We start from the raw sequence: 24,827 nt of genomic DNA, 5'->3' as shown, positions 1-24,827 counted from the left end.
TATATATATATATATATATATAGAATATGATATATTCGATGCTATTAAAGTTGAACAAGTTATATCATCAATTGAATAACAGGATTTTATCAAATCTTATTATGAGTCTAACCATATTAAAAGGGGGGTTTTTTCGTGAAAACAAAAAGATTAATGGCTATGTTACTAACACTTTCACTAACTGCTTCAATTGGATTGGTAGGTTGTAAAAAGAAACCGGTAGTTAAAGCACCTGAAACAAAACCTGCTCCAGAGGAAATTAAAATGGACAAAGTTCAATTTTATAATGGTATTTTAGGAATGGAGCCAAAATCACTTGACGCATCACGTTCAACTGATTTGTACTCATCAGAAATTTTAGTTAACTGTATGGAAGGTTTAACTAGAATCGAACAAGATAAAGATGGTAAAGATACTATAAAAGCTGCAGGAGCAGAAAAATGGGAAACAAATGCAGAAAAAACTGTATGGACATTCCATTTAAGAGATTATAAGTGGTCAGATGGAAAAACAGTAACAGCTAAAGATTTTGAATATGCAATCAAAAGATCTCTTAATCCAAATGTTGGTTCACAATATGCATTTATTTTATTTCCTATAAAAAATGCTCAAGCATATAATTCAAAAAAAGCTAAGGCTGAAGAAGTAGGAGTAAAAGCAATAGATGATAAGACATTGGAATTCACATTAGAAAAAGCATGTCCATATTTCTTGGATTTAACTTATTTTAAAGTTATGTACCCTCAAAGAGAAGATATAGTAAAAGCTAGTGGAGATAAATTCGGGACAGAAGCAAATACATTAGTATTCTGTGGACCATTTGTAATAAAAAATTGGGCACACCAAAGCATGGTAGAGATGGAAAAAAATCCAACTTATTGGGATAAAGATTCCGTTAAACTAGATAAACTAACGCTTAAGGTTATAAAAGATGAAACAGCAAGAATGAACTCACTATTTAGTGGCTCAATAGATGCTACTGGAGTTTCTAAAGGAGAATGGGTTGAGAAATTTAATGCAACAGGTAAATTTAATGTACTGAAAAAAAATGATCCTTCAACAAGCTATGTGCACTTTAACCAAAAAGATAAATATTTTAAAAATGTTAAAATACGTCAAGCCTTCAGTTTGGCTATTGATAGAGAAGAAAGAGTGAAAGTTGTTAATAGAGGTATAGGGCAAGTAGCATATGCATGGTGTCCACCAACACTTCAAATAGGTGGGGAAGACTTTAGAGAAAAAGTTGCTGTAGAGCCATTTAAGAAATTTAAAGAAGAACATCCAGATGCTAAGGCATTGTTAATTGAAGGTTTAAAAGAAATTGGAGCAGATCCAGATCCAGCAAAAATGACGGTTACTGAGTTAGTGGCGGGCGTAACTGCTAGAGATAGAGAAATTGCAGAATATGATCAAGATATGTATAAGAAAAAACTTGGCATAAATATAAAGGCGGAATATGTTGAATGGGCAGTATTCCAAAAGAGAACTGATGAATTTGACTATCAAATGGGCGGCGTTGGCTGGACAGGAGACTATAACGATCCAAATACTTTCTTTGATTTGTTTGTTACAGGAGCTAATATGGTTGCAACTGGTTGGTCAAATCCAAAGTATGACGATTTAATTAAACAAGCGTCTAACTCTACTGATCCAATTAAAAGAACAGAGTTCTTTAAACAAGCGGAACAAATATTATTAGTAGATGATACTGTAATAGCTCCGACGTTCTATCAAATGAGAAACACTTATAGATATAAATATCTAAACAAAGTAATGTCACCATTATTTGGAACTAATGACTACAAATATACTTTTACTAGTGGAAGAAAATAGTAAAAGTTAGATTATAAAAGAAAAGATAGTGTAGTAATATATATTACCACACTATCTTTTTATTTTAGATATATGAAAAAGTAAAGTGTATAAAAATGCTAGGGAAGTATAAATAGCATAATTTAACTTATAATTCAAATATTTAGGAAGATTAGCTTGATTTATGATAATATATGGTATATTATAAGAATATGAATTTAAGTAATATGAGAAATGGCATTAGATAGAATATATAGAACATATTGAATATATAGAATATATAGAATATGAGATATTTAATGCCGTTAAAGTTAAATAAGTTATATTATCAATTTTAATTAAATTGATAATATGTATATACTTATTATTTAAATTAAATAACAAGATTTTATAAAATCTTGTTATTAGTCTAAACATATTAAAGGGGGGGATTTTTTCGTGAAAACAAAAAGATTAATGGCTACGCTACTAACACTTTCACTAACTGCTTCAATTGCATTGGTAGGTTGTGGAAAGAAACCTGTAGTTAAAACACCTGAAACAAAAGCTACTGCAGGGGAAATTAAAATGGACAAAGTTCAATTTTATAATGGTATTTTAGCCATGGAGCCAAAATCACTTGACGCATCACGTTCAACTGATTTGTATTCATCGGAAGTATTAGTTAACTGTATGGAAGGTTTAACTAGAATTGAGCAAGATAAAGATGGTAAAGATACTATAAAAGCTGCAGGAGCAGAAAAATGGGAAACAAATGCAGAAAAAACTGTATGGACATTTCATTTAAGAGATTATAAGTGGTCAGATGGAAAAACAGTAACAGCTAAAGATTTTGAATATGCAATCAAAAGATCTCTTAATCCAAATGTTGGTTCACAATATGCATTTATTTTATTTCCTATAAAAAATGCTCAAGCATATAATTCCAAGAAAGCTAAGGCTGAAGAAGTAGGAGTAAAAGCAATAGATGACAAGACATTGGAATTCACATTAGAAAAAGCATGCCCATACTTCTTGGATTTAACCTATTTTAAAGTTATGTACCCTCAAAGAGAAGATATAGTTAAAGCTGGTGGAGATAAATACGGGACAGAAGCAAATACATTAGTATTCTGTGGACCATTTGTAATAAAAAATTGGGCGCACCAAAGTATGGTGGAACTGGAAAAGAACCCAACTTATTGGGATAAAGATTCCGTTAAACTAGATAAATTAACTCTTAAGGTTATAAAAGATGAAACAGCAAGAATGAACTCATTGTATAGTGGAGCAATAGATGCTACTGGAGTTTCTAAGGCAGAATGGATAGAGAAATTTAATGCAACAGGCAAATTTAATGTACTGAAAAAGAATGATCCTTCAACAGCCTATGTGCACTATAATCAAAAGGATAAATATTTTAAGAATCTTAAAATACGTCAGGCCTTCGGCTTAGCTATTGACAGAGAACAAAGAGTGAAAATTGTAACTAGGGGATTAGGACAAGCGGCATATGGATGGTGTCCACCAACACTTCAAATAGACGGACAAGACTTTAGAACAAAAGTTGCTATAGAGCCATTTAAAAAATTTAAAGAAGATCATCCAGATGCTAAGGCATTGTTAATTGAAGGTTTAAAAGAAATTGGAGCTGATCCAGATCCAGCAAAAATGGCAGTAACTAAGTTAGTGGCGGGGGTAACTGCTAGAGACAGAGAAATTGCAGAATATGATCAAGATATGTTAAAGAGAAACCTAGGCGTAAATATAAAAGCAGAATATGTTGAATGGGCAGTATTCCAAAAGAGAACTGATGAATATGACTATCAAATGGCTGGAGTTGGTTGGACCGGAGACTATAATGATCCAAATACTTTCTTTGATTTGTTTGTTACAGGAGCTAATATGGTTGCAACTGGTTGGTCAAATGCAAAGTATGATGATTTACTTAAACAAGCGTCTAACACTACTGATCCAGTTAAAAGAACAGAGTTCTTTAAACAAGCGGAACAAATATTATTAGTAGATGAGGCTGTAATATCTACACAGTTCTATCAAATGAGAAACACTTATAGATATAAATATCTAAACAGAGTAATGTCACCATTGTTTGGAACTAATGACTACAAATATACTTTTACTAGTGGAAGAAAATAGTATAAGTTAGATTATAAATGAAAAAATAGTGTGGTAATATTTATTACTGCACTATTTTTTTTATTTATATTATAGAGAAGAGAATTATGGAGTTTGCTGCTTATCTGATTTGAATTGCTGGTGTAGAATACAATGAAAATTCAAAATATTCTATAAAATAACAAAAAAATATATTATAATCGCAAAATTTAGAAAATTAAACTTGATTTTTGAAAATGCATAGTATATTATTAAGATATGAATTAAAGAAGTGCACAAAACGTCATTATATTGAATATATAGAATATAATGAACATATTTTCTTTATGCTAGTAAACTTAAACAGGTTATATTATCAATTTATTTAATACAAATTATATTGGTAATATATACATGTCCATCGTCCGGATTTAATAAAAAATCTTATTAAGAGCTTAAACAAATGAAAAGGGGGAATTTTTCGTGAAAACAAAAAGATTAATGGCCACTTTACTAACACTTTCATTAACTGCTTCAATTGCATTGGTAGGTTGCGGAAAGAAATCTGAAGTTGCAAAACCTGCTACAGATGCTACTGCGGTTAAAATGGATAGCCTTCAATATTTTAATGGTACCTTAAAGATGGAGCCGAAATCACTTGATCCATCCCTTGCAACTGATTTGTATTCATCAGAAGTTTTAGTAAACTGTATGGAAGGGTTAACTAGAATTGAGCAAGGAGAGGATGGTAAGGATGTTATAAAAGCTGCAGGAGCAGAAAAATGGGAAACTAATGCAGATAAAACTGTATGGACATTTCATTTAAGAGATTATAAATGGTCGGATGGAAAAGCAGTAACAGCTAAGGATTTTGAATATGCAATTAAAAGATCTCTTAATCCAACAGTTGGTTCAACCTATGCCTTTATTTTATTTCCTTTAAAAAATGCTCAAGCATATAACTCTAAGAAGGCTAAGGCTGAAGAAGTAGGAGTTAAGGCAATAGATGAAAAAACACTCCAATTCACATTAGATAAAGCATGCCCATACTTCTTGGATTTAACTTATTTTAAAGTTATGTATCCTCAAAGAGAAGATATAGTTAAAGCTCAAGGAGATAAATTTGGTACAGAATCAAATACAATGGTATTCTGTGGACCCTTTGTTTTAAAAAATTGGGCACATCAAAGCAAAATGGAATTCGAAAAAAATCCAACTTATTGGGATAAAAAGTCAGTTAAACTTGAAAAGCTAACTCTTAATATTATAAAAGAAGAAGCAGCAAGAATGAACTCCTTATATAATGGTGCAATAGACAGTGCTGCAGTTACTAAGCAAGAATGGATAGAAAAATTTAATGCAACAGGTAAGTTTAATGTATTGAAAGCTAATGAACCTTCAGCAAGTTATGTTCATTTTAATCAAAAGGATAAATATTTTAAGAATGTTAAAATACGTCAAGCATTCAGCTTAGCTATGGATAGAGAAGAAAGAATAAAGATTTTATATAAAGGATTAGGTCAACCAGCATATGCATGGTGTCCACCAACGCTTCAAATAGGTGGAAAGGACTTTAGAACTAAAGTTGGTATAGAACCACTTAAAGCCTTCAAAGAAGCAAATCCAGATGCTAAAAAGCTATTAATTGAAGGTTTAAAAGAAATTGGAGCAGATCCAGATCCGGCAAAAATGACAATTACTGCATTGCAAGCTGGAACTGATGCTGTAAGCAGAGAATTTGCAGAATATGATCAACAAATGTACAAGAAAAACCTGGGTGTAAATTTAAAAGCAGAATATGTTGAATGGCCAGTATTTCAAAAGAGAACTGATGAATTTAACTACCAAATGGCTGGTGTAGCTTGGAGCGGAGACTATAACGATCCAAACACCTTCTTTGATATGTTTGTTACAGGAGCTAATATAGTTGCAACTGGTTGGTCAAATCCAAAGTATGATGATTTAATTAAACAAGCAGCTAACACAATTGATCCAGAAAAGAGAACAGAATTTTTTAAACAAGCAGAACAAATTTTATTAGTAGATGATGCGGTTATAGCTCCGGCTTTATATAGAATGAGAAATACATTCAAATATAAATATCTAAACAGAGTAATGTCACCATTGTTTGGTGCTAATGACTACAAATATACATTTACTAATGGAAGAAAACAGTAAATAGTTTATAAATAAAAGATAGTGTGGTAAATAATTATTTACCACACTATTTTTTTTATTATGAATAAAAGAACTCCAAATTGTGAAAAATATAAGATATTACAATTGGGAGGGCTATCATGGGAAAAACACCTTTAAAAAAAATTATAAAAGCTAAATTAAGAACTAATAAAGAACTAACTAAAAACGAAATGCTCAGGGAAACACTAAAATATGAAATTGCGGAAGAACTAGGATTAACAGAAAAGATAAAAACCTGTGGCTGGAGTGGATTAACAGCAGAAGAAACAGGAAGAGTTGGGGGACTAATGACAAAAAAAAAGAAGAGTAAAAATCTCCCTAAAAACGAAGATCTTTAAAAATATGAGCAAATTATTTTGGACAATATTTGGTGTATAGGTTAGAATATTATATATCATTATAGTTTTAAAAGGAAAAATCTTTGAAAAAGGAGAAACCTTTGAAAAAGGAGAAATGTTAAAATGGATTGTTATAAAGAGTTTGCTCATATATACGATGAACTAATCAATTCTGATATTGATTATAAAACATGGGCTGCAAATATATTATGTATTTGTAGTGAATATGGCATTGACAGGGAGAGCTATTTAGATTTAGCCTGTGGTACAGGAAATCTTACTATAGAAATTGCAGGTAAATTCAAGCAAATATGGGCAGTTGATTTATCTTGCGAAATGTTGTGTGAGGCAGAGAAAAAAATTAGGGAAGCGGGTATAAAAGCAAAATTTGTATCTCAAGATATTTGTGAATTGAATTTGAATAATACCTTTAATCTTATAACTTGCTGTCTAGATTCTAGTAACTATATATTAGAAGAAGAAAAATTTAAAAAGTATCTACTTGGTGTTTATGATGTATTAAAACAGGAAGGTTTATTTATTTTTGATATCAATTCTTATTATAAACTTACTAATGTACTTGGTAATAATATTTATAATTACGATTCAGATGATGTAGTGTATATTTGGGAGAATTACTTAGAAAATGATGTAGTAGAAATGAATTTAACTTTTTTTGTAAAAGAAGGACAAGTATATCGAAGGTTTGACGAGGAGCATTCAGAAAGGGCCTATAAAGAAGAATATATAGAAAGTGTTATAAAAGAAATTGGATTTGAAATAATAAAAAAACTAGATAACTACGAAGAGAAAGCAGTAAGTGAAAACACAGAGCGAATATGTTATGTGCTAGGCAAGTCAAAAAAATAAAAGGGGGAATTTGTATATGGATAAATTGGTTAGAGCTACTGCAAAGGGCGGACAGGTTAGAATAATTGCAGCCATAACTACAGATTTAGTAAATGAGGGAGTAAACATGCATCAATGTGCACCTACTGCAGCGGCAGCATTAGGTAGGATGCTAACAGCTGGGACGCTTATGGGAACTATGCTAAAGTCGCAGAGTGATAGTTTAACAATGCAAATAGATGGTGGAGGAAAAGCTAGAGGGGTTGTAGTAACCGCTCATGCAGATTCAAGTGTAAAAGGATATATAGGAAATCCTGATGTGGATTTACCAGCGAATAGTATGGGAAAACTTGATGTAAGTGGCGCCATTGGTGTGGATGGTTATTTAAGAATTATAAGAGATATGGGACTAAAGGAACCCTATATAGGGCAAGTACCAATTTCTACAGGGGAAATCGGAGATGATCTAGCTTATTACTTTACTGTTTCAGAGCAGACACCGTCAGCTGTAGGCCTTGGAGTATTAGTGGACACAGATATGAGTATTAAGGCTTCGGGAGGGTTTGTAATCCAAATGATGCCTGGTGCAGATGAATTTTTGGCTGATATAATAACATATAGGCTTGAAGAAATTCCATCAATAACTGAATTCATAGAAAAAGGGATGACTATTGAAGAAATTTTAGGATTTATATTTGAAGACATGGAACTTAAAATACATGAAGAGATTTTGCCAACATATAAATGCGATTGTTGTAGAGAAAGAGTTGAGAGGGCATTAATAAGTATAGGTAAAAAGGACTTAGAAGAATTGCATAATGATGGTAAAACAGAGGAAATTAAATGTCATTTTTGTAATAAAAGTTATGAATTTAATCATGAAGATATTGGGGAATTGCTGAAAAGCGTTAACTCATAGATCAAAATATAGTTTTTTAAAGGAGAAGTACAGTAAATCTGTTCTTCTTTCTTTTATTATATTAATAGAAGCTATATTTTATAGTAATATCTACGTGGTTTACCATATACTAAAAAACATAGAAAAACAGAGCAAATTTGACAATTGAGGAGCATAAGAGAAATGTATATGAATAGTCATAATATATCTTGTTGACAATTGCACCAAAATTTTATACTATAGTAATGTACTAAGTCGCTAAAGAGTAAACAAAAAAGTGAAAAAAGTTAACGCATAAAGGTGTTGACAAGTTTTATGAAATGATGTAGACTATAGTAGTTGATGAAATTATGTGGGAGCATAGCTCAGCTGGGAGAGCATCTGCCTTACAAGCAGAGGGTCACAGGTTCGAACCCTGTTGTTCCCACCACATATGGCCCAGTAGCTCAGTTGGTTAGAGTGCCGCCCTGTCACGGCGGAGGTCGAGGGTCCGAGTCCCTTCTGGGTCGCCATTTTCATTTAGTAAATTTGAAAAAATTAATAAGGCTGGATAGCTCAGTCGGTAGAGCAGAGGACTGAAAATCCTCGTGTCCCTGGTTCGATTCCTGGTCTAGCCACCAATGTTGCGGGAGTGGCTCAGTGGTAGAGCGTCACCTTGCCAAGGTGAACGTCGCGAGTTCGAATCTCGTCTTCCGCTCCAATTTAATTTCAACTAATGGCGCTATAGCCAAGCGGTAAGGTCAAGGTCTGCAAAACCTTTATTCCCCGGTTCAAATCCGGGTGGCGCCTCCAAAGTAGTAAAAAAAAGTAGTTTAAGTACTGATATTTCAGTATTTAAACTGCTTTTTTACTTTATAATCATAAAGTTAGCTATTCCATCATATAAATTTAATAATGAATTAGGATGGAGATGATATTTATGAAATTGAAATCAATAACAAGGAGATTAGAAATGCTTGGCGCAGTGAAAGCATTCCAGCAACATATATTTTTAGTTAGATCATCTTATAGAAAAAAACTTCCTAAATTCTAAAAATACTACCTCTATCAACTAGTTTCCCATTTCTTAAAAACGCAGGTTCTACCTTGTGTTTGTTCAAAAATTTTAATACTTCTTTTCCATACAAATAGTTATCTAAGTGACCATAAAAAGCTAAAACGTTATCTTCAATCAGGCCGGTTGCACCACCCACAAAACCGTAGTTAAGTCCTGGAAGGAGAATATCTCCAGGAGGTACTAATAAAACATCTATTTTCTCGAAGCTCAAAGCTTTGGCAATAGAAACATCACTAGTAATGATCGCATGATTATTTACTATGCAAGTAGAGCATTTTGTATAACCTTGCTTTACATTTATTATTTTTTTGCTTTTAAAAAGTGATAAAAGATTAGTATCAGTATAATTAGTAGAGTGAACAAAAAGATTTCCTATGCACAATGCATTGAGAGATATATTATAAGGGTATTTAATTTGCAGGGTTGAATTTGATTTATAAACTTTGTAATTTAGTAAATCTAACTCCCGTATAAATTTATTATCCATATCTTTATGCACCATAATACTGTGACCCAAAATATGCATAAGCATATCTGGGTGACCAGATACAGCATCATATAAAAGATTACTAGGAGGGCAAATAAGTAAGTTATACCCTCTAGAAATTAAATATTCACTTTCTTCTTTATGAATTCTAAAATCAACAATAATGTTTTTCATTTTGAACCTCTTATCTCATATACATATTTTTATTACTATAGTTTACTTTATAACACAAAGCTATTGTAAATTGCAATATGTCGATAATTGTTTAATGTATTTTGCATATCCATTAATTTTACACACATACTATCTTATGAGAAAGGAGCGTGCGAAATGCTTTTATTAACTGTTGTATATAATAGCAGTATGGAATGCATTATTGATGAAATTAAAGATATTAAAAACTGTTTTGAACATAAAAAAATGATTTTAGGTATAGCGGAGAGTATAATAGAAGACACTCACTTCATAAAATTCTTTTGTACTGATGATAACTTAAGCGATAGCAGTGTAAAAGCATTTAATTTAAATATTGCTAATATGTTATATAAAATAGTAATAATGGAATTTTGTAAAAAAGAAATGAATAATTTTCTAGCTGAAACTTATTTTTTTCTGCGATATGATGAAATAAAACAGGTTAAACCTAGGATACAAGAGGCATTGCTTAGTGAGGGGGCTATATCTGGTCCTAGTGCGGTATATTGTATAAATAGAAAAAATAGTATTATGGATAAAATAACTAAATGCATAGAAGAAAATAATGAAATTAATATAAGTGGATTTTTGACTTTTAGGACAAAGGCGCTAAAGAATGATTTAGAGTGCATGGTTGATAAAGTTGTAGAAGAATATATGGTAGAAAAAGAATATAATGAGTTTATAAAGTTACTTAAATATTTTGTTGAAATTCAAGAAAGTAAGGTAGACGAGGTTAATATTCTAATTGAAAAAAATGGAGATTACTATTTAAAGGATGAAGAAGGAAATGATTTAGCTGGAGATATGTTAATAGAACTACCAAAAGTTAAATTTGATTTAAAGGAAAATACAGAAGAACTTATAATTAGCACTATGATAACTAGTGCCCCTAAAAAAGTAATTATACACTGTGCACAGAATTGTAGAAATAAAGAATTATTACAAACTATAAGTAAGGTCTTTATAGATAAGGTTTATTATTGTGATAAGTGCGCTGCATGTGAAAAGATAAAAAAAGGTATAACCATATGACAATTAAGGTATTTAAAAAGAATTAGAAGTCAAAAATATTTATATATTCATATGTTTAAAATAAAAACAAAAAAAGTATTGACAAGCAAAGATATAAATAGTATAGTTGTAATTGTTGTGAATGAAAATATAAAAAAATATTTTAATATAATAGAATTGTGTTTCACAAGAAGAAACAGCCGTTTCTCACCTAACAGTAATGCTAGTTAGGTTAATTAGTAATTTAAATTTGTTACTATTAAGGACGGCATTTGCTGTCCTTTTTATTATTTTAATATTATAAAATTTTCTAAATGCACCTAGGAGGTGAAAGTTATTAGTAAAAACAAAGATTTCATGATGAATGAGGAAATAAGACACATAGAAATAAGAGTTATAGGAGCTGATGGTTCTGCATTAGGTATTTTGAATACTAAAGATGCCTTAAAGCTAGCAGAAGAAAAAGACATGGATTTAGTTATGATGTCTCCTACTGCGAAACCACCAGTATGTAGAATAATGGATTTTGGTAAGTTTATCTATGAACAACAAAAAAAAGAAAAAGAAGCCAAGAAGAAGCAAAAAGTTGTAAATCTTAAGGAAATACGATTAAATGCTACAATAGAAGACCATGATATTGCAATCAAGGCTAGCAATGCTAAAAGATTTTTGTTGGATGAAGATAAAGTAAAAATAACCATTAGATTTAAAGGAAGACAAATTGAAAATACAAAAGTGGGATATAAGATACTAAGCTCTTTTGTAGAAAAAATCGGTGATGTTTATATTGTTGAAAAAGCAGCCAGGCAAGAAGGAAGAAATATGATAATGATTTTAGCTCCTAAAAGAGCATAACCGAGAGGAGGAATTTTATTATGCCTAAAATGAAGACACATAGAGGCGCAGCAAAAAGATTTAAGAAGACAGGTACAGGAAAGTTAAAAAGAGCTAAAGCTTTTAAAAGTCATCTATTAACACATAAAAGCTCAAAAACAAAAAGAAACCTTAGAAAAACTGCGTTTGTTTCAACAACTCAACTGAAAGCAATGAGAAAATTGTTACCATACTTATAATTGAATGGTGATTAGGAGGAATATTAAATGGCAAGAATAAAGAGGGCAGTTAACGCTCGTAAAAACCATAAAAAAGTATTAAAACTTGCAAAAGGATACTATGGTGGAAAAAGCAAGTTGTTTAAAACAGCTAATGAATCAGTAATAAGAGCATTAAGAAATGCTTATATTGGAAGAAGATTAAAGAAAAGAGATTTTAGAAAACTTTGGATTGCTAGAATCAATGCGGCTTCAAGACTTAGTGACCTTTCATATTCAAGATTTATGAATGGAATGAAACTTGCAGGCATAGATATTAACAGAAAAATGCTTTCTGAAATTGCTATAAATGATCCAAAAGCTTTTGCTGAATTAGTAGAAGTTGCAAAAAAACAATTACAAGCTTAGAAATTATTTATTTATAAATGTAGCCTTTAGGCTACATTTTTTATTGCATTTTGACAAATATATTTTGAATGCTATAATATAGTAATATGACATCAATGGTAAAATTTAGAGGTGGTTAAAGTGGAATCTGGTATTAAGGCTATTAAAAGGAAAAATATATATACTCCTGTTCAAATACTTGCATTAGGGTTTGCTGTGGTAATATTCATAGGTGCAATATTACTTAGTCTTCCTATATCCTCTCAGAGTGGTAAAATTACACCCTTTATAGATTGTATATTTACGTCTACTTCTGCTGTGTGTGTTACAGGACTAGTAACTGTAGATACGGGAACGTATTGGACGTATTTTGGAAAAACAGTAATAATGTTACTTATAGAAATAGGTGGTCTTGGATTTATGTCTGTTGCCACATTAGTTTTTTTTCTTTTAGGTAAAAGAATAACATTAAAAGAAAGACTAGTTATGCAGGAAGCTATGAATGTTAATTCCTTGCAAGGATTAGTTAAAATGGTTAAATACGTATTGATATTTACATTTTCTGTTGAGGGAATAGGTGCAGTATTATTCTCAACACAATTTATTCCTCAATTTGGAATTTTGAAAGGAATTTATTATAGTATATTCCATGCGGTTTCTGCTTTCTGCAATGCTGGTTTTGATTTGATGGGTAATTTCAGTAGTGTTACGGCTTATGCCAATAATTCTGTAATAATATTGACAATCGCAGCATTAATCGCAATAGGTGGGTTAGGATTTTATGTTTGGGTAGAAATCTATAATTGTAAGGGAATTAAAAGATTGTCTTTGCATTCTAGAGTAGTTATTTATACCACCCTAGTGTTAATTGTTGGAGGGGCAATACTTATGTATATTTTTGAAATGAACAATTCTTCCACCATGCAAGGAATGTCTATAAAGGGCAAATTTCTATCTTCAATTTTTGCATCAGTTTCTCCAAGAACGGCTGGGTTTAATTCTATTCCATTAGATAAAATGACTATGGCAGGAAAGTTTTTAACAATAATTCTAATGTTTATTGGTGGATCTCCTGGTTCCACAGCTGGTGGAATAAAAACAGCTACTGCGGTAGTGCTTTTTATGACTGTAGTGTCTGTGGTTCGTGGACGTGAAGAGACTGAAATATTTCAAAAACGCATAAATAAGGAAATGGTGTATAAATCTTTTGTAATAACTATTCTTTCCTTAACGCTTGTTATAATAGTTACCATGATATTATCTATTACGGAGCAGCAGGGTATTCCTTTTGAGTACTTTTTATATGAGGCTACTTCAGCATTTGCTACAGTTGGGTTAACCTTAGGGTTAACTACAAAATTAACATTTGTAGGAAAGATAGTAATAAGTCTTACAATGTATGCTGGGAGGGTAGGACTACTTACTATAATATTGGCATTAGCTAAAAGTAAAAATGCTAAATCTGGAACTATAAGGTATCCAGAAGATAAAATTTTAATTGGATAGGGGTGGAGTTGATGAGCAAAAGACAGTTTATTGTTATAGGCCTTGGAAGATTTGGAACCTCCGTTGCTGAAACACTATATTCACTAGGAAATGATGTGTTAGCGGTTGATTTCGATGAGGATGTAGTTCAAAACATTTCAGATAAAGTGACTCATGCAGTTCAAGTTGATGCAAATGATGAAAATAGCTTAAGAGCCCTTGGTATTCGTAATTTTGATTGCGCAGTTATTAGTATAGGTACTAATATCCAGTCTAGCATTTTGGCAACACTTTTAGTTAAGGAACTGGGAGTAAAATATGTAATTACAAAAGCAACTAATGCCTTGCATGCTAAAGTATTATATAAAATAGGTGCAAATAGAGTAGTTTTTCCAGAACGAGATATGGGTGTACGAGTTGCTCATAATTTAGTGTCATCAAACATATTAGATTATATAGAGTTATCACCGGATTATAGTATAGCGGAAGTTGTGAGTCCAGAAGAATGGCATAATAAAACCTTAAGAGAATTAAATATAAGAGCTCAATATGGTATAAATGTAATGGCTATAAAAAGAAACAATGACATTGATGTTTCGCCGTCTGCGGATAACATTGTTGAACCGGGCGATATTATTGTGGCTATAGGCAGTATTGAAGAATTAAATAAATTAGAAAGTCTAGTTAAATAAGGGGTATTAAGTTTGGAATATATTCAGAGTAAAGATAATTTATTGATTAAAGATATTAAAAAATTAAAAGAAAAAAAATATAGAATAAGCAGTAATATGTTTTTAGTTGAGGGTTTTAGATTTACGCAGGAAGCAATAGATTCCGATTTTGAAGTGGTAAATATTTTTATAAGTTCAAGGGGCGAGCTGAAATATGAAAACTCTTCTTTGAAAAACAAGCTACAGTGCAATACTAAAGTTTATGGCATTAGTGACAGTTTGTTTAAAAGTATTTGCGACACGGAGAATCCACAAGGTATTATGGCCGTTGTTCGAAATAAGCCTGTAGAGATTAAGTATGATCAGGGGTTCTATGTTCTTGCTGATAAAATTCAAGATCCTGGTAATATGGGAACTATAATTAGAACAGCTCATGCGGCAGGAGCATTAGGAGTTATAATTACAAAAGGTACTGTGGATATTTATAATGAGAAAACTTTAAGAGCAACCATGGGTTCTATTTTTAAAATACCTGTTCTTTATGATAATGATTTATCATTGGTTCAAAAACTTAGAAATAGTGGATTTAAACTAGTTGCTAGTTCATTAGATTGTGATAAAAATTTTTATGAGATAGATTTAAAAGAAAAAATTATTATATCAGTTGGAAATGAAGGCAATGGAATAAGCGACGAAGTTTATGAACTATGTGATTTAAAAATCAAAATTCCTATGCCTGGTGGTGCGGAATCTTTAAATGTAGCGGTGGCTGCATCAATTATGATGTACGAAGTGGTAAGGCAAAAAAATAATATATGATTTTAAAATTTATAGTTGAATTTTTTTGTAATTGTGGTTATAATGTTTTGTATACTTTTAAATAATAAACTATGACGGAGAGAGTAAATATAAGAATACTTACAGGGATAAGAAGCCTTAGACTGAGAGCTTCTAAAGCAAATTTTTATATCGAAGTTCGCTCTAGAGTTCTAACAGCGAAACAAAGTAGCTGCTAGCGGGTAAAATCGATAACTTTATCTAAGAGGACTTTTATTTAAGTCAATTAGGGTGGTACCGCGGATTTTCCGTCCCTTCATTGTGGACGGTTTTTTTTGTTTTATAAAGAATTATTAAATGTAAAAATTGCATAAATATGAAAGGAGTGTTGATTATGAAGGAAAAGTTAGAAGCCATAAAAGCAGCAGCACTGCAAGAACTAAATGAAACGAATATTAAAACAGATTTAGAAAATATTAGAGTTAAATATTTAGGTAAAAAAGGTGAATTAACACAAATATTAAGGGGCATGGGAAAGTTATCAAATGAAGAAAGACCAATTGTTGGTAAATTAGCAAATGAAGTTCGAGAGGACATAGAAACACTCATAGCTAAAGCCTCAGGTTTATTAAAAAAACATGAGGTGGAAACAAAGCTAAAAAGTGAAATTATAGATATATCATTGCCGGGGAAAAAACAAACAGTAGGGAAAAGACATCCATTAGATTTAACACTTGAAAAAGTTAATGATATATTTTTATCTATGGGATTCGCTATTGAAGAGGGTCCTGAAGTAGAGAGAGATTATTATAATTTCGAAGCTTTAAACATACCTAAAAATCATCCAGCAAGAGGTGAACAAGATACCTTTTATATAAATGATAGTATAGTTTTAAGAACTCAAACCTCGCCAGTACAAATACGAACTATGGAAGTTCAGAAACCACCTATAAAAATGATTTCACCTGGTAAAGTTTATAGATCAGATGCAGTAGATGCTACTCATTCACCAATATTTTATCAAATTGAAGGGTTAATAGTAGATAAGGGCATTACTTTTGCAGATTTAAAGGGAACCCTTGAATTATTTACCAAAAAAATGTTTGGGGATAAAATGGAAATGAAGTTTAGACCACATCATTTTCCGTTTACAGAACCATCCGCTGAGATGGATGCTACTTGTTTTGTTTGTAATGGTAAAGGCTGCAAGGTCTGCGGTGGTAGCGGCTGGATAGAACTTTTAGGTTGTGGAATGGTTCATCCTGACGTATTAAGGAATTGTGGAATTGATCCAGAAGTTTATAGTGGGTTTGCTTTCGGATTTGGTCTTGATAGAATTACAATGTTAAAATACGGAATAGATGATATTAGAGCACTTTATGAAAGTGATATGAGATTTTTAAAACAATTCTAAAATGTAAATTTATAATTACTACTTATAATAATACAAGAAGCTAAACCGTTGATAATTGTTTAGTAAAAAACAATGCTAGGAGGATATAAAATGAAAGTACCAGTTAAATGGCTTAAAGATTATGTTGATATAGATATTTCACCAAAGGAGCTTTCCGATAAACTAACTATGTCTGGTTCAAAAGTAGAAGAGATTATTATATCAGGTGCTGAAATTGAAAATGTTGTAACAGGAAAAATAATAGAAATAGTGAAACATCCAGATGCTGACGCGTTGGTTGTATGTCAAGTAAATATAGGACTTTCAGAGCCAATACAAATTGTTACAGCAGCTACTAATATGAAGCAGCAGGATATTATACCAGTAGCACTTCATGGATCAAGTTTGCATGGAGGATTAAAAATAAAAAAAGGTAAGCTTCGTGGTATAGTTTCAAATGGTATGTTCTGTTCTGAGGAAGAACTGGGAATTGCTGGGGATGAACCTGTTCATGGGTTAATGATACTTCCAGGGGATACTCCTATTGGAAAAGATATAAAAGAAGTTTTAAAGCTTCAAAGTGTATTAATAGACTTTGAAATAACTTCAAATAGACCAGATTGCTTAAGTATTCTAGGCATAGCTAGAGAAGCAGCTGCGACTTTAGGTATAGAATATAGAAAGCCAGCCCTTGATTATAAAGCTACCGCATCTGACAATGTGGAAGATATTTATAAGGTTAATATTAAAGATGAACTTTGCAGAAGGTACATGTTAAAAGGTATAAAAAATGTTAAAATAGAGCCTTCTCCACAATGGATGCAAGAAAGACTAATAGAGGCAGAAATTAGACCGATAAATAACATAGTGGATATTACAAACTTTGTTATGGTAGAGCTTGGGCAACCTATGCATGCTTTTGATGCTAGGCAAATTACTACTAATAATATAGTAATTGAAAGAGCTAATCCTAACGAAAAATTTATTACCTTGGACGAAGTAGAAAGAGAATTAGATGAAAGTATTTTAAATATAAAAGATGGAGATAGAACTATAGGTCTTGCAGGCATAATGGGAGGTTTAAATTCCGAAATTAAAGGAGATAGCACAAGCATAATATTTGAGAGTGCGAACTTTGATGGGGTAAATATTAGACTTGCTTCTAAAAAATTATCACTAAGAACTGATGCATCTTCAAAATTTGAAAAAGATTTAGATCCTAATATGGTCCAAATGGCTATGGATAGGGCTTGTAATTTAATACAAGAATTAGGTGCAGGTGAAATAATGGAAGGATGTATAGATGTATATCCGAAAATTCTAAAACCTCATACTTTAGAAGTGGATGCAACTTGGATTAATAGTTTTTTAGGAACTGATATATCCAAGCGTGATATGAAAACATATTTGGATAGATTAGAACTAGCTACAGAAATAAAAGGTGATTATTTAATTATAAAAGTGCCTACAAATAGAGCTGATATTAATATCAGAGAAGACATCGCCGAAGAAATAGCTAGAATATATGGTTATGACAATATACCATCTTCGCTTCCGAATTGTGCCACTTCAAAAAGTGGAAAAAGTGAAAAGCAAAAATTAGAAGATAAAGTAGTGCTTTCTTTAACTTCCAGTGCGCTTAATCAATCTATAAGCTATTCTTTTGTAAGTCCTAAAATTTTTAATAAAATTTTAGTGCCAGAAGATAGTAAGCTTAGAAACGTGGTTACTATAAAAAATCCTCTAGGAGAAGATTATAGTATAATGAGAACTACAACTATAGCATCTATGATGGAATGTTTAGGTCGTAATTACTCAAGAAATAATGAAGAAGCTAGATTATTTGAAATAGGCAAAGTGTATATACCAAATGAGGATTCAGATAAGCTTCCAGAAGAAAGAAACATATTAACTATAGGAATGTATGGGAATGTTGATTATTTAGATTTAAAAGGTGTAGTGGAAAATGTAATAGATAGTTTGGGATTAAAAAATACCTCATTTAAAAGAGAAAGTGAGAATCCAACTTATCACCCTGGAAAAACTTCAAATTTATATGTAAAGAGAGAACTTGTAGGCGTGGTTGGAGAAATCCATCCTAGCGTTTCAGAGAACTACGAAGTGGAACAAAGGTGCTATATAGCAGAATTAAACTTAGATATGCTATATAAATATGCTGACTTAAATAAGAAATATAATGCACTACCAAAATTCCCTGCTGTAACAAGAGATATTGCACTTATAGTGGACGCTGAAGTTCTAGTTCAAGACATTGAAGATATAATTGTAAAGCAAGGTGGAAATATTTTGGAAAGTACTAAGTTATTTGATGTTTATAAAGGCAAACAAATAGCTGAAGGTAAAAAAAGCATAGCCTATGCTATAATATATAGACGTGTTGATAAGACTTTAACTGATGAAGAAGTAAACAAAGTGCACGAAAAAATATTAAGAACTTTAGAACATAAATTAGGTGCACAGCTTAGATAATAATCTTAAATAAAAACTCTCTTAGAAATAAGAGAGTTTTTATTATTACAAGGGATATTGAAGAAATATTCTGTGAATTAATTTGAAATTTTTGGTTTTATTAAAAGATATATTGTGGTACAATGGATATAACTAATCTGTCTAAGAGGGTGTTTTAGATGAACGTTGTAACAATAAAGATAAACGGTAATGAATATAATTTAAAAGGTGACGAGCGAGAAGAATATTTACATATGGTAGCTAGCTATGTTGATAAGAAAATAAAGAGCATAATGGGTAACAATGAAAAGCTTAGCACTTCTTCAGCAGCAATTTTAACTGCTTTAAACTTAGGCGATGATATGTTTAAAAGTCATTCACTTTGCAAGGAACTTTCAATTAAAAGTGAATCTTTAGAAAAGCATGATAAAGAATCTATTGCACAATTAGAAGATTTTAAAAAACAGTTAAATCATATGGAAGCATATAATGAGGAATTGCACAATAAATTTAAAAATATAGAAAATGGTGAGTATGTAAAAACATTAGAGCAAGAAAATATAAGAGTTGGGCAAGAATTAGAAGCAATGAAAGAGTCTACGAAAGTTTGTATTGAAGAAAATAGAAAAATAAAAGTGGAGAATAAGGACATGAGATTTAAGCTCCAATCTTCTAAGTATAAAATAATTGATTTGCAAAACAAATTGATAGAATACCAAATTACTTTAGCAAAACAAAGAAAAATTAGTAATCCTCTTTTAACTAGGGACAAAGAATAAATTTATTTCATAAAATATGTAATGTTATTTATGGACAATGGATATATTGTTGAAGATGGAACACCTGAGGAAGTTTTTAATAACCCTACCAATCAACGAACAAAAGAATTTTTAGCGGAAATTTTGTAATCACAAAATTATATAAAAGTCATATATTAAAAAGAACTAGAAATAGTTCTTTTTTTTAATTATCCACTTTGTTTCAATAATTACAATATATTTTTCGAATTTACATTTACGACCTGTAATTAATTGTAGTATTATATATTTATAACTATTTATTGGATTATAAATACAATTAATTATCAAAGGACAAGGTATTAAAGAGGAATGTAAACAAAGGTAAAAATCATTAGTTGATAGGAGATAGGTTATGAAAAAGCAATCATTTATAAATATCAAAAAGTTTCAAAAGGTATTAGGCATATTTTTAATAATATTATTTCTAAATCCCATATATTCAAAAGTACTAGCTCAAACTACCATACTTCAAGAAGGTAAAGAAATTTTAAAAAATAATTATGTAACCACGGTGTCGGATTACGTATTAAATGCACCGGATTTAACTGAAATGGTGAAGAGACTTGATGATCCGTATTCTGATTATTTTACAAAAAAAGAGTATACGGAATTTGTGGGTAGCATAAACAATACATTTAGTGGAATAGGTATTGGAATTGATATGGTACCAGCAGGAATACGGGTGTCTAGGGTTATTGATAATTCCCCAGCGGTAGAGGTGGGACTTGTGGCGGGAGATATTATTGTACAAGCAGATAACAACAATTTAGTTGGAATTACATCTGCTGAGGAAGCGATAAAATATATAAAGGGTGAAACAGGGACTTATGTGAAGATAGTAGTGCAAAGAGGCAAGTCAGTACTAAATTTTAATATTCAGCGCAGAGAAATAAAGTCACCAACTGTAAGGAGTGAAATGCTAGTAGGCAAGGTAGCATATATATCTATTGTGTCTTTTGGACAGGATACAAGTGAGTTGTTTTCTGCAGCCGTAAATAAAATGAGTGAGCTGGGGGCGAGCAGCTATATTATAGACCTCAGGTATAATGGTGGGGGGTATATGGGTACAGCGCTAGATATAGCAGGTCATTTTATTGGAGGTACTCCCGCAATTATTATAGAAGATAAAGAGTTAGTAAAATATAAATTTAATGCAGTAGCTCATAAAAAGCTTATAGACAAGCCAGTAATTTTTTTGATAAATCAATATTCTGCAAGCTCATCGGAGATATTGGCAGCTGCTATTAAGGATTATGATAAGGCTATGTTTGTTGGTACAACAACCTATGGAAAAGGAGTCGCTCAGCAACTATTTCCATTGTCTGATGGTAGCGTCCTTAAGCTTACTGTGGAAAAATTTTATTCTCCTTATGGTAATATAATTCATAAGACTGGAGTATCTCCAGATTTTGAAGTAAAGGCTGATGGAGTTGATTCAATGAAGGTAGCAAATTTACTTCTAAGTAGTACAAGTGTGCCAAAAGACAAAAGCGGATATATGAGAATTGACATAGATGGCAAAGAGTATTATATTGACCTTACAATGGCTAGGAGTGAAGATTATTGGACTACATTTACTTATATACTAAGTAAAAATTCACTAAGTAACGTTTACCGGGGAACTAATGTTGGTTGGAAAAAAACAACTAAAGAGGAATTAAGCAACAATATTCTTCAAGGTTTTTCTAATTACAAAGTATTAACTGACCTAAAAAAAGACATAAATGTGGATAAACATTTTACCATAAATTTCAATATGCCTATAGATAAGGACAGTATAAAGTCACAAGGCATTGAGCTTATGGCTGAGACTACCGGAAAAAGAATTCCGGTAAAATTAGATATCAATAATAATACAGTAATAGTAACCCCTGTAGAACAATTAGAAAAAGGACGGACTTATTATTTAGTAGTCAATGATAGTGTATGTGATACAAAGGGGAAAAAAATTGTGCAAGGCACTGTAATTAAATATATAGTACCTTAACGTAGCAGGTTATTTTTAAAGTTCATGTAAGGTTTAATATTTTAAAAATAAAAAATGAAAAATAAACACTAATATAAAGAAAGACTCACAATTTTTTTAAATTGTGAGTCTTTCTTTATATTAGTAATAGCGATAACTATTCTTCTAGTCTGTAGGTTCACATATATTGCTTAAGAAGTCGAAGAATAATAATTGCTAATATATAACAATTATACTATAATTTACATAAATAGTTAGATGCAACATTAACATAATTGCTACCCATATAATTATATAGTTAGGGGAATTACAGTTTATAGAATAAAAGGGAATTAGTATTGAAAGATGAATTGTATAATAATTATATGCGTCAATACACAAAGGCACTGTTATCAGCTGTAGCATTGCCAGAACCAACATTAAAGAGGGAAAGAATTATATTGCAAGGCGATATACCAAGTCCCGCAAATCCATCTTAAAGCTATAAATTTCATGCAAGGTGACCTTATGCTATGGAAAGGTGCTAAAGTAAGGGAGGGAGATTACTATTAAAATGGAAAGAGAACTCAAAGGGATAAGAGCTACAGATCTTCTATGTAAGGAAGTGAAGTATGATGATGGTGTAGGTTGGAAGGAGATTGTAGCTATTATTACAGCACAATTTCAGATATTCATGCCTATAATGATTGGAGCTACATTAGTTATGAGTTTGCTTTTATTCATCATGATGAAAGTATGGACCAGGAGCTAATAACATTTAGAATTTAAATAATAGACCCCAGTAGTAGTGAAAAATTGCCTTCTGCAAATTTACACTATCACTGGGGTGTTTATTTGGTTATAATTAAAGTATAAAGTTATAAGATGAAAAGGGTGGTACGTATATGAATATATTAACAATAGAAGAAATGAGTAAAAGTTATAGTGAAAAAATACTCATTAATAAAGCATCACTTGGTATAAGTGATGAGGATAAAATTGGATTAATAGGAGTTAATGGAACAGGAAAATCTACTTTTTTAAAAATAATAGCTGGTTTTGAAGTTCCGGATTCTGGAAGGATTTTAAAAGGCAGCATGATAAATATAGAATATTTATCTCAAAATCCTGAATTTGATGCAGAAGCTACAGTGCTTGAGCAAATTTTTAAAAGTAAGACTGATGTTATGAAGGTTATACGCGAATATGAAGTTGCTTTAGAGAAAATGGAGGAAAATCCAGAGGATGAGTCCGTTCAAAATGCTTTAATGAGACTTAACACTAAGATGGATGCATGCAACGGTTGGGAAGTTCAAAATGATGCAAAAATTATACTTACGAAACTTGGAATAACTGATTTCAAGCAGCGAATTGGTGAGCTTTCAGGTGGACAAAGAAAAAGAGTGGCTTTATGTAGTGCTCTAATTACTCCTTCAGATTTACTAATATTGGATGAACCTACAAATCATATGGATAATGAAATAATAGATTGGCTTGAGAAATTTTTAAATAATAGAAAAGGCGCACTACTTATGATTACGCATGATAGGTATTTTTTAGATAGAATTACAAATAAAATAATTGAATTAGATAAAGGTAATCTATATAGCTACCAGGGAAATTATAGTGTGTTTTTGGAAAAGAAAGTTGAAAGAATGGCTTTAATGGGTTCAATAGAGAAAAAAAGAGAGAGTTTATTTAAAAAGGAACTAGCTTGGATAAGACGTGGGGCTAAAGCTAGAACTACTAAGCAAAAGGCAAGAATTGACCGTTTTGATGAGCTTCGCGATGGAAAAGTTGAGGTAACAAATGAAAAGTTAGAATTATCCTCGGCATCAACAAGGCTTGGTAAAAAGATTATGAATGTAGAACATATTTATAAAGCATTTGGTGAGAAGAAATTAATTAGTGATTTTAATCATATTTTCACTAGGAGAGATAAAGTAGGTATTATAGGGCCTAATGGTATGGGAAAATCTACGCTTATGAATATTTTAAGTGGAATATTAAGTCCGGATTCAGGGGTAATTGAATGGGGCGAAACATTGAAAATTGGCTTTTTTCACCAAGAAAATGGTGAGATGAATGAGAAGCTGCGCGCTATAGAGTACATTCGAGAAGGGGCAGAATATATAACTACAGGCGATGGAGAACAGATTACAGCTTCCCAAATGCTTGAGAGATTCTTATTTGATGGAACTACAAAGCATTCCTTTATTTCTAGTTTATCAGGTGGAGAAAAACGAAGATTATATTTATTAAGAATTCTTATGGAAGCTCCAAATGTACTATTTTTAGATGAGCCAACTAATGACTTCGATATTCAAACTCTAGCAGTTCTGGAAGATTATTTAGATGGATTTAATGGTGTGGTTATAACTGTATCGCATGATAGATACTTTTTAGATAGAGTTTCCGAAAAAATATTTAGTTTTGAAGGGAATGAAAAGATAATTCAATTTGTAGGTAATTATTCTGAGTATAAAGAATATATAGAGAAAAATCCGAATTTATTAGTGGAAGATAAAGAAGATAGTAGAGAAGAGAATAAAGGTGAAAATGCAGAGGAAAAAAATAGTGAAAATTATGAAAGTAGTAAAGCAGAGGAAACTAAAGGGGATAAGCTTTTGAAGTTTACTTTTAAAGAGCAAAAGGAATTTGACGAAATTGAGGGTAAAATTGAGGAAAAAGAGATCCAGCTAGAAGAAGTTAATAGAAAAATAAATGACGGAAGCAGTGATTTTGAGTATTTGCAGAAACTAGTTGAGCAGCAAAAGGAAGTAGGACTAGAACTTGAACACTACATTATGAGATGGACATATCTAAATGAATTAGGTGAGAAAATAGAGGCGCAGAAAAACAAGTAAAACTTATTGGTAGTAAATTAATTAAGAAGGTAGAATTT

Annotated in this window: 20 protein-coding genes, 5 tRNA genes, 1 pseudogene and 2 other annotated features; of the genes and pseudogenes, 25 read left to right on the top strand and 1 reads right to left on the bottom strand. The window is 31.3% G+C overall.

All coding sequences use genetic code 11. The annotated features are described in order from the left end of the window. Positions 1-135: 135 nt before the first annotated feature. The 11 genes from ACREV6_RS18355 (at position 136) to ACREV6_RS18305 (ending at position 8,982) form a co-directional block, all read left to right on the top strand. Positions 136-1,833 carry a peptide ABC transporter substrate-binding protein gene (locus tag ACREV6_RS18355; protein ID WP_431579490.1) on the top strand — a complete coding sequence of 566 codons (1,698 nt, stop codon included), beginning with the start codon at positions 136-138 and terminating at the stop codon, positions 1,831-1,833. A 417-nt stretch (positions 1,834-2,250) separates the two neighbouring features. Next, positions 2,251-3,948, top strand: a complete 1,698-nt coding sequence (locus ACREV6_RS18350; RefSeq protein WP_431579489.1) for a peptide ABC transporter substrate-binding protein — start codon at positions 2,251-2,253, stop codon at positions 3,946-3,948. A gap of 441 nt (positions 3,949-4,389) precedes the next feature. Beyond that, positions 4,390-6,084, top strand: coding sequence for a peptide ABC transporter substrate-binding protein (locus ACREV6_RS18345; RefSeq protein ID WP_431579488.1), 1,695 nt, complete (start codon positions 4,390-4,392; stop codon positions 6,082-6,084). A gap of 119 nt (positions 6,085-6,203) precedes the next feature. Beyond that, positions 6,204-6,443 (top strand): alpha/beta-type small acid-soluble spore protein, encoded by a 240-nt coding sequence (locus ACREV6_RS18340; protein ID WP_431579487.1) that lies wholly within the window; start codon positions 6,204-6,206, stop codon positions 6,441-6,443. 123 nt (positions 6,444-6,566) lie between these two features. Continuing rightward, positions 6,567-7,313 carry a class I SAM-dependent DNA methyltransferase gene (locus ACREV6_RS18335; RefSeq protein ID WP_431579486.1) on the top strand — a complete coding sequence of 249 codons (747 nt, stop codon included), beginning with the start codon at positions 6,567-6,569 and terminating at the stop codon, positions 7,311-7,313. Positions 7,314-7,329: 16 nt separating this feature from the next. Continuing rightward, positions 7,330-8,211 (top strand): Hsp33 family molecular chaperone HslO, encoded by an 882-nt coding sequence (gene hslO, locus ACREV6_RS18330; protein WP_431579485.1) that lies wholly within the window; start codon positions 7,330-7,332, stop codon positions 8,209-8,211. Between the two features lie 333 nt (positions 8,212-8,544). After that, positions 8,545-8,620 (top strand) — tRNA-Val (locus ACREV6_RS18325). A 5-nt stretch (positions 8,621-8,625) separates the two neighbouring features. After that, positions 8,626-8,702 (top strand) — tRNA-Asp (locus ACREV6_RS18320). A gap of 32 nt (positions 8,703-8,734) precedes the next feature. Continuing rightward, positions 8,735-8,810 (top strand) — tRNA-Phe (locus tag ACREV6_RS18315). 5 nt (positions 8,811-8,815) lie between these two features. After that, a tRNA-Gly gene (locus tag ACREV6_RS18310) sits at positions 8,816-8,890 on the top strand. A gap of 17 nt (positions 8,891-8,907) precedes the next feature. After that, positions 8,908-8,982, top strand: a tRNA-Cys gene (locus tag ACREV6_RS18305). A gap of 230 nt (positions 8,983-9,212) precedes the next feature. Here the strand turns inward: ACREV6_RS18305 and ACREV6_RS18300 are convergent. Beyond that, entirely contained in the window at positions 9,213-9,908 is a 696-nt protein-coding gene (locus tag ACREV6_RS18300) for a DUF6873 family GME fold protein (RefSeq protein ID WP_431579484.1), read from the bottom strand. A 156-nt stretch (positions 9,909-10,064) separates the two neighbouring features. On the opposite strand from ACREV6_RS18300, the gene ytxC reads away from it, so the two are divergent. The 14 genes and pseudogenes from ytxC (at position 10,065) to ACREV6_RS18230 (ending at position 24,789) form a co-directional block, all read left to right on the top strand. Then, on the top strand, positions 10,065-10,964 hold the full coding sequence (ytxC, locus tag ACREV6_RS18295) for a putative sporulation protein YtxC (RefSeq protein ID WP_431579483.1): 900 nt from the start codon (positions 10,065-10,067) through the stop codon (positions 10,962-10,964). A gap of 161 nt (positions 10,965-11,125) precedes the next feature. Continuing rightward, positions 11,126-11,236: a sequence feature (ribosomal protein L20 leader region), on the top strand. A 34-nt stretch (positions 11,237-11,270) separates the two neighbouring features. Beyond that, the gene (infC, locus tag ACREV6_RS18290) at positions 11,271-11,798 is read left to right on the top strand and encodes a translation initiation factor IF-3 (RefSeq protein WP_431579482.1); all 528 of its coding nucleotides are present in this window, start codon (positions 11,271-11,273) and stop codon (positions 11,796-11,798) included. Positions 11,799-11,818: 20 nt separating this feature from the next. Beyond that, the gene (gene rpmI, locus ACREV6_RS18285) at positions 11,819-12,016 is read left to right on the top strand and encodes a 50S ribosomal protein L35 (protein WP_125004334.1); all 198 of its coding nucleotides are present in this window, start codon (positions 11,819-11,821) and stop codon (positions 12,014-12,016) included. A 27-nt stretch (positions 12,017-12,043) separates the two neighbouring features. Next, complete coding sequence (gene rplT, locus ACREV6_RS18280) at positions 12,044-12,403, top strand: 50S ribosomal protein L20 (protein WP_431579481.1); 360 nt, start codon at positions 12,044-12,046, stop codon at positions 12,401-12,403. A 120-nt stretch (positions 12,404-12,523) separates the two neighbouring features. Continuing rightward, the gene (locus ACREV6_RS18275) at positions 12,524-13,888 is read left to right on the top strand and encodes a TrkH family potassium uptake protein (RefSeq protein ID WP_431579480.1); all 1,365 of its coding nucleotides are present in this window, start codon (positions 12,524-12,526) and stop codon (positions 13,886-13,888) included. Positions 13,889-13,899: 11 nt separating this feature from the next. Next, the gene (locus ACREV6_RS18270) at positions 13,900-14,559 is read left to right on the top strand and encodes a potassium channel family protein (protein ID WP_431579479.1); all 660 of its coding nucleotides are present in this window, start codon (positions 13,900-13,902) and stop codon (positions 14,557-14,559) included. 12 nt (positions 14,560-14,571) lie between these two features. Then, complete coding sequence (locus ACREV6_RS18265; RefSeq protein WP_431579478.1) at positions 14,572-15,357, top strand: TrmH family RNA methyltransferase; 786 nt, start codon at positions 14,572-14,574, stop codon at positions 15,355-15,357. A gap of 62 nt (positions 15,358-15,419) precedes the next feature. Next, positions 15,420-15,634 (top strand) — a binding site (T-box leader). A gap of 75 nt (positions 15,635-15,709) precedes the next feature. Further along, positions 15,710-16,729 (top strand): phenylalanine--tRNA ligase subunit alpha, encoded by a 1,020-nt coding sequence (gene pheS, locus ACREV6_RS18260; RefSeq protein WP_431579477.1) that lies wholly within the window; start codon positions 15,710-15,712, stop codon positions 16,727-16,729. Positions 16,730-16,819: 90 nt separating this feature from the next. Further along, entirely contained in the window at positions 16,820-19,198 is a 2,379-nt protein-coding gene (pheT, locus tag ACREV6_RS18255; RefSeq protein ID WP_431579476.1) for a phenylalanine--tRNA ligase subunit beta, read from the top strand. A gap of 158 nt (positions 19,199-19,356) precedes the next feature. After that, complete coding sequence (locus tag ACREV6_RS18250; RefSeq protein WP_431579475.1) at positions 19,357-19,956, top strand: cell division protein ZapA; 600 nt, start codon at positions 19,357-19,359, stop codon at positions 19,954-19,956. A 373-nt stretch (positions 19,957-20,329) separates the two neighbouring features. Further along, entirely contained in the window at positions 20,330-21,964 is a 1,635-nt protein-coding gene (locus ACREV6_RS18245) for a S41 family peptidase (protein ID WP_431579474.1), read from the top strand. Positions 21,965-22,272: 308 nt separating this feature from the next. Beyond that, a pseudogene (locus ACREV6_RS18240) lies at positions 22,273-22,419 on the top strand (peptide ABC transporter substrate-binding protein); the annotation flags it as partial. A 77-nt stretch (positions 22,420-22,496) separates the two neighbouring features. Next, positions 22,497-22,694 carry a hypothetical protein gene (locus ACREV6_RS18235; RefSeq protein ID WP_431579473.1) on the top strand — a complete coding sequence of 66 codons (198 nt, stop codon included), beginning with the start codon at positions 22,497-22,499 and terminating at the stop codon, positions 22,692-22,694. 133 nt (positions 22,695-22,827) lie between these two features. Next, positions 22,828-24,789: an ABC-F family ATP-binding cassette domain-containing protein gene (locus ACREV6_RS18230; protein WP_431579472.1), complete on the top strand. Its 1,962-nt coding sequence runs from the start codon at positions 22,828-22,830 to the stop codon at positions 24,787-24,789. The last annotated feature ends 38 nt before the right edge of the window (positions 24,790-24,827 follow it).

Source organism: Clostridium sp. (genome assembly GCF_050717515.1).
Classification (GTDB): Bacteria; Bacillota; Clostridia; order Clostridiales; family Clostridiaceae; genus Clostridium_AD.
The sequence above is the reverse complement of the archived record's forward strand: the minus strand, read 5'-3'. Positions and strand labels throughout refer to the sequence as shown.

Bases quoted from the DNA above. Each gene is read 5' to 3' on its own strand.
- rplT (WP_431579481.1), top strand. From the start codon at position 12,044: ATGGCAAGAATAAAGAGGGCAGTTAACGCTCGTAAAAACCATAAAAAA.
- ACREV6_RS18245 (WP_431579474.1), top strand. From the start codon at position 20,330: ATGAAAAAGCAATCATTTATAAATATCAAAAAGTTTCAAAAGGTATTA.
- ACREV6_RS18300 (WP_431579484.1), bottom strand. From the start codon at position 9,908: ATGAAAAACATTATTGTTGATTTTAGAATTCATAAAGAAGAAAGTGAA.
- ACREV6_RS18340 (WP_431579487.1), top strand. From the start codon at position 6,204: ATGGGAAAAACACCTTTAAAAAAAATTATAAAAGCTAAATTAAGAACT.
- ACREV6_RS18270 (WP_431579479.1), top strand. From the start codon at position 13,900: ATGAGCAAAAGACAGTTTATTGTTATAGGCCTTGGAAGATTTGGAACC.
- ACREV6_RS18235 (WP_431579473.1), top strand. From the start codon at position 22,497: ATGGAAAGAGAACTCAAAGGGATAAGAGCTACAGATCTTCTATGTAAG.
- ytxC (WP_431579483.1), top strand. From the start codon at position 10,065: ATGCTTTTATTAACTGTTGTATATAATAGCAGTATGGAATGCATTATT.
- ACREV6_RS18250 (WP_431579475.1), top strand. From the start codon at position 19,357: ATGAACGTTGTAACAATAAAGATAAACGGTAATGAATATAATTTAAAA.
- hslO (WP_431579485.1), top strand. From the start codon at position 7,330: ATGGATAAATTGGTTAGAGCTACTGCAAAGGGCGGACAGGTTAGAATA.
- pheS (WP_431579477.1), top strand. From the start codon at position 15,710: ATGAAGGAAAAGTTAGAAGCCATAAAAGCAGCAGCACTGCAAGAACTA.
- pheT (WP_431579476.1), top strand. From the start codon at position 16,820: ATGAAAGTACCAGTTAAATGGCTTAAAGATTATGTTGATATAGATATT.
- ACREV6_RS18335 (WP_431579486.1), top strand. From the start codon at position 6,567: ATGGATTGTTATAAAGAGTTTGCTCATATATACGATGAACTAATCAAT.
- ACREV6_RS18230 (WP_431579472.1), top strand. From the start codon at position 22,828: ATGAATATATTAACAATAGAAGAAATGAGTAAAAGTTATAGTGAAAAA.
- rpmI (WP_125004334.1), top strand. From the start codon at position 11,819: ATGCCTAAAATGAAGACACATAGAGGCGCAGCAAAAAGATTTAAGAAG.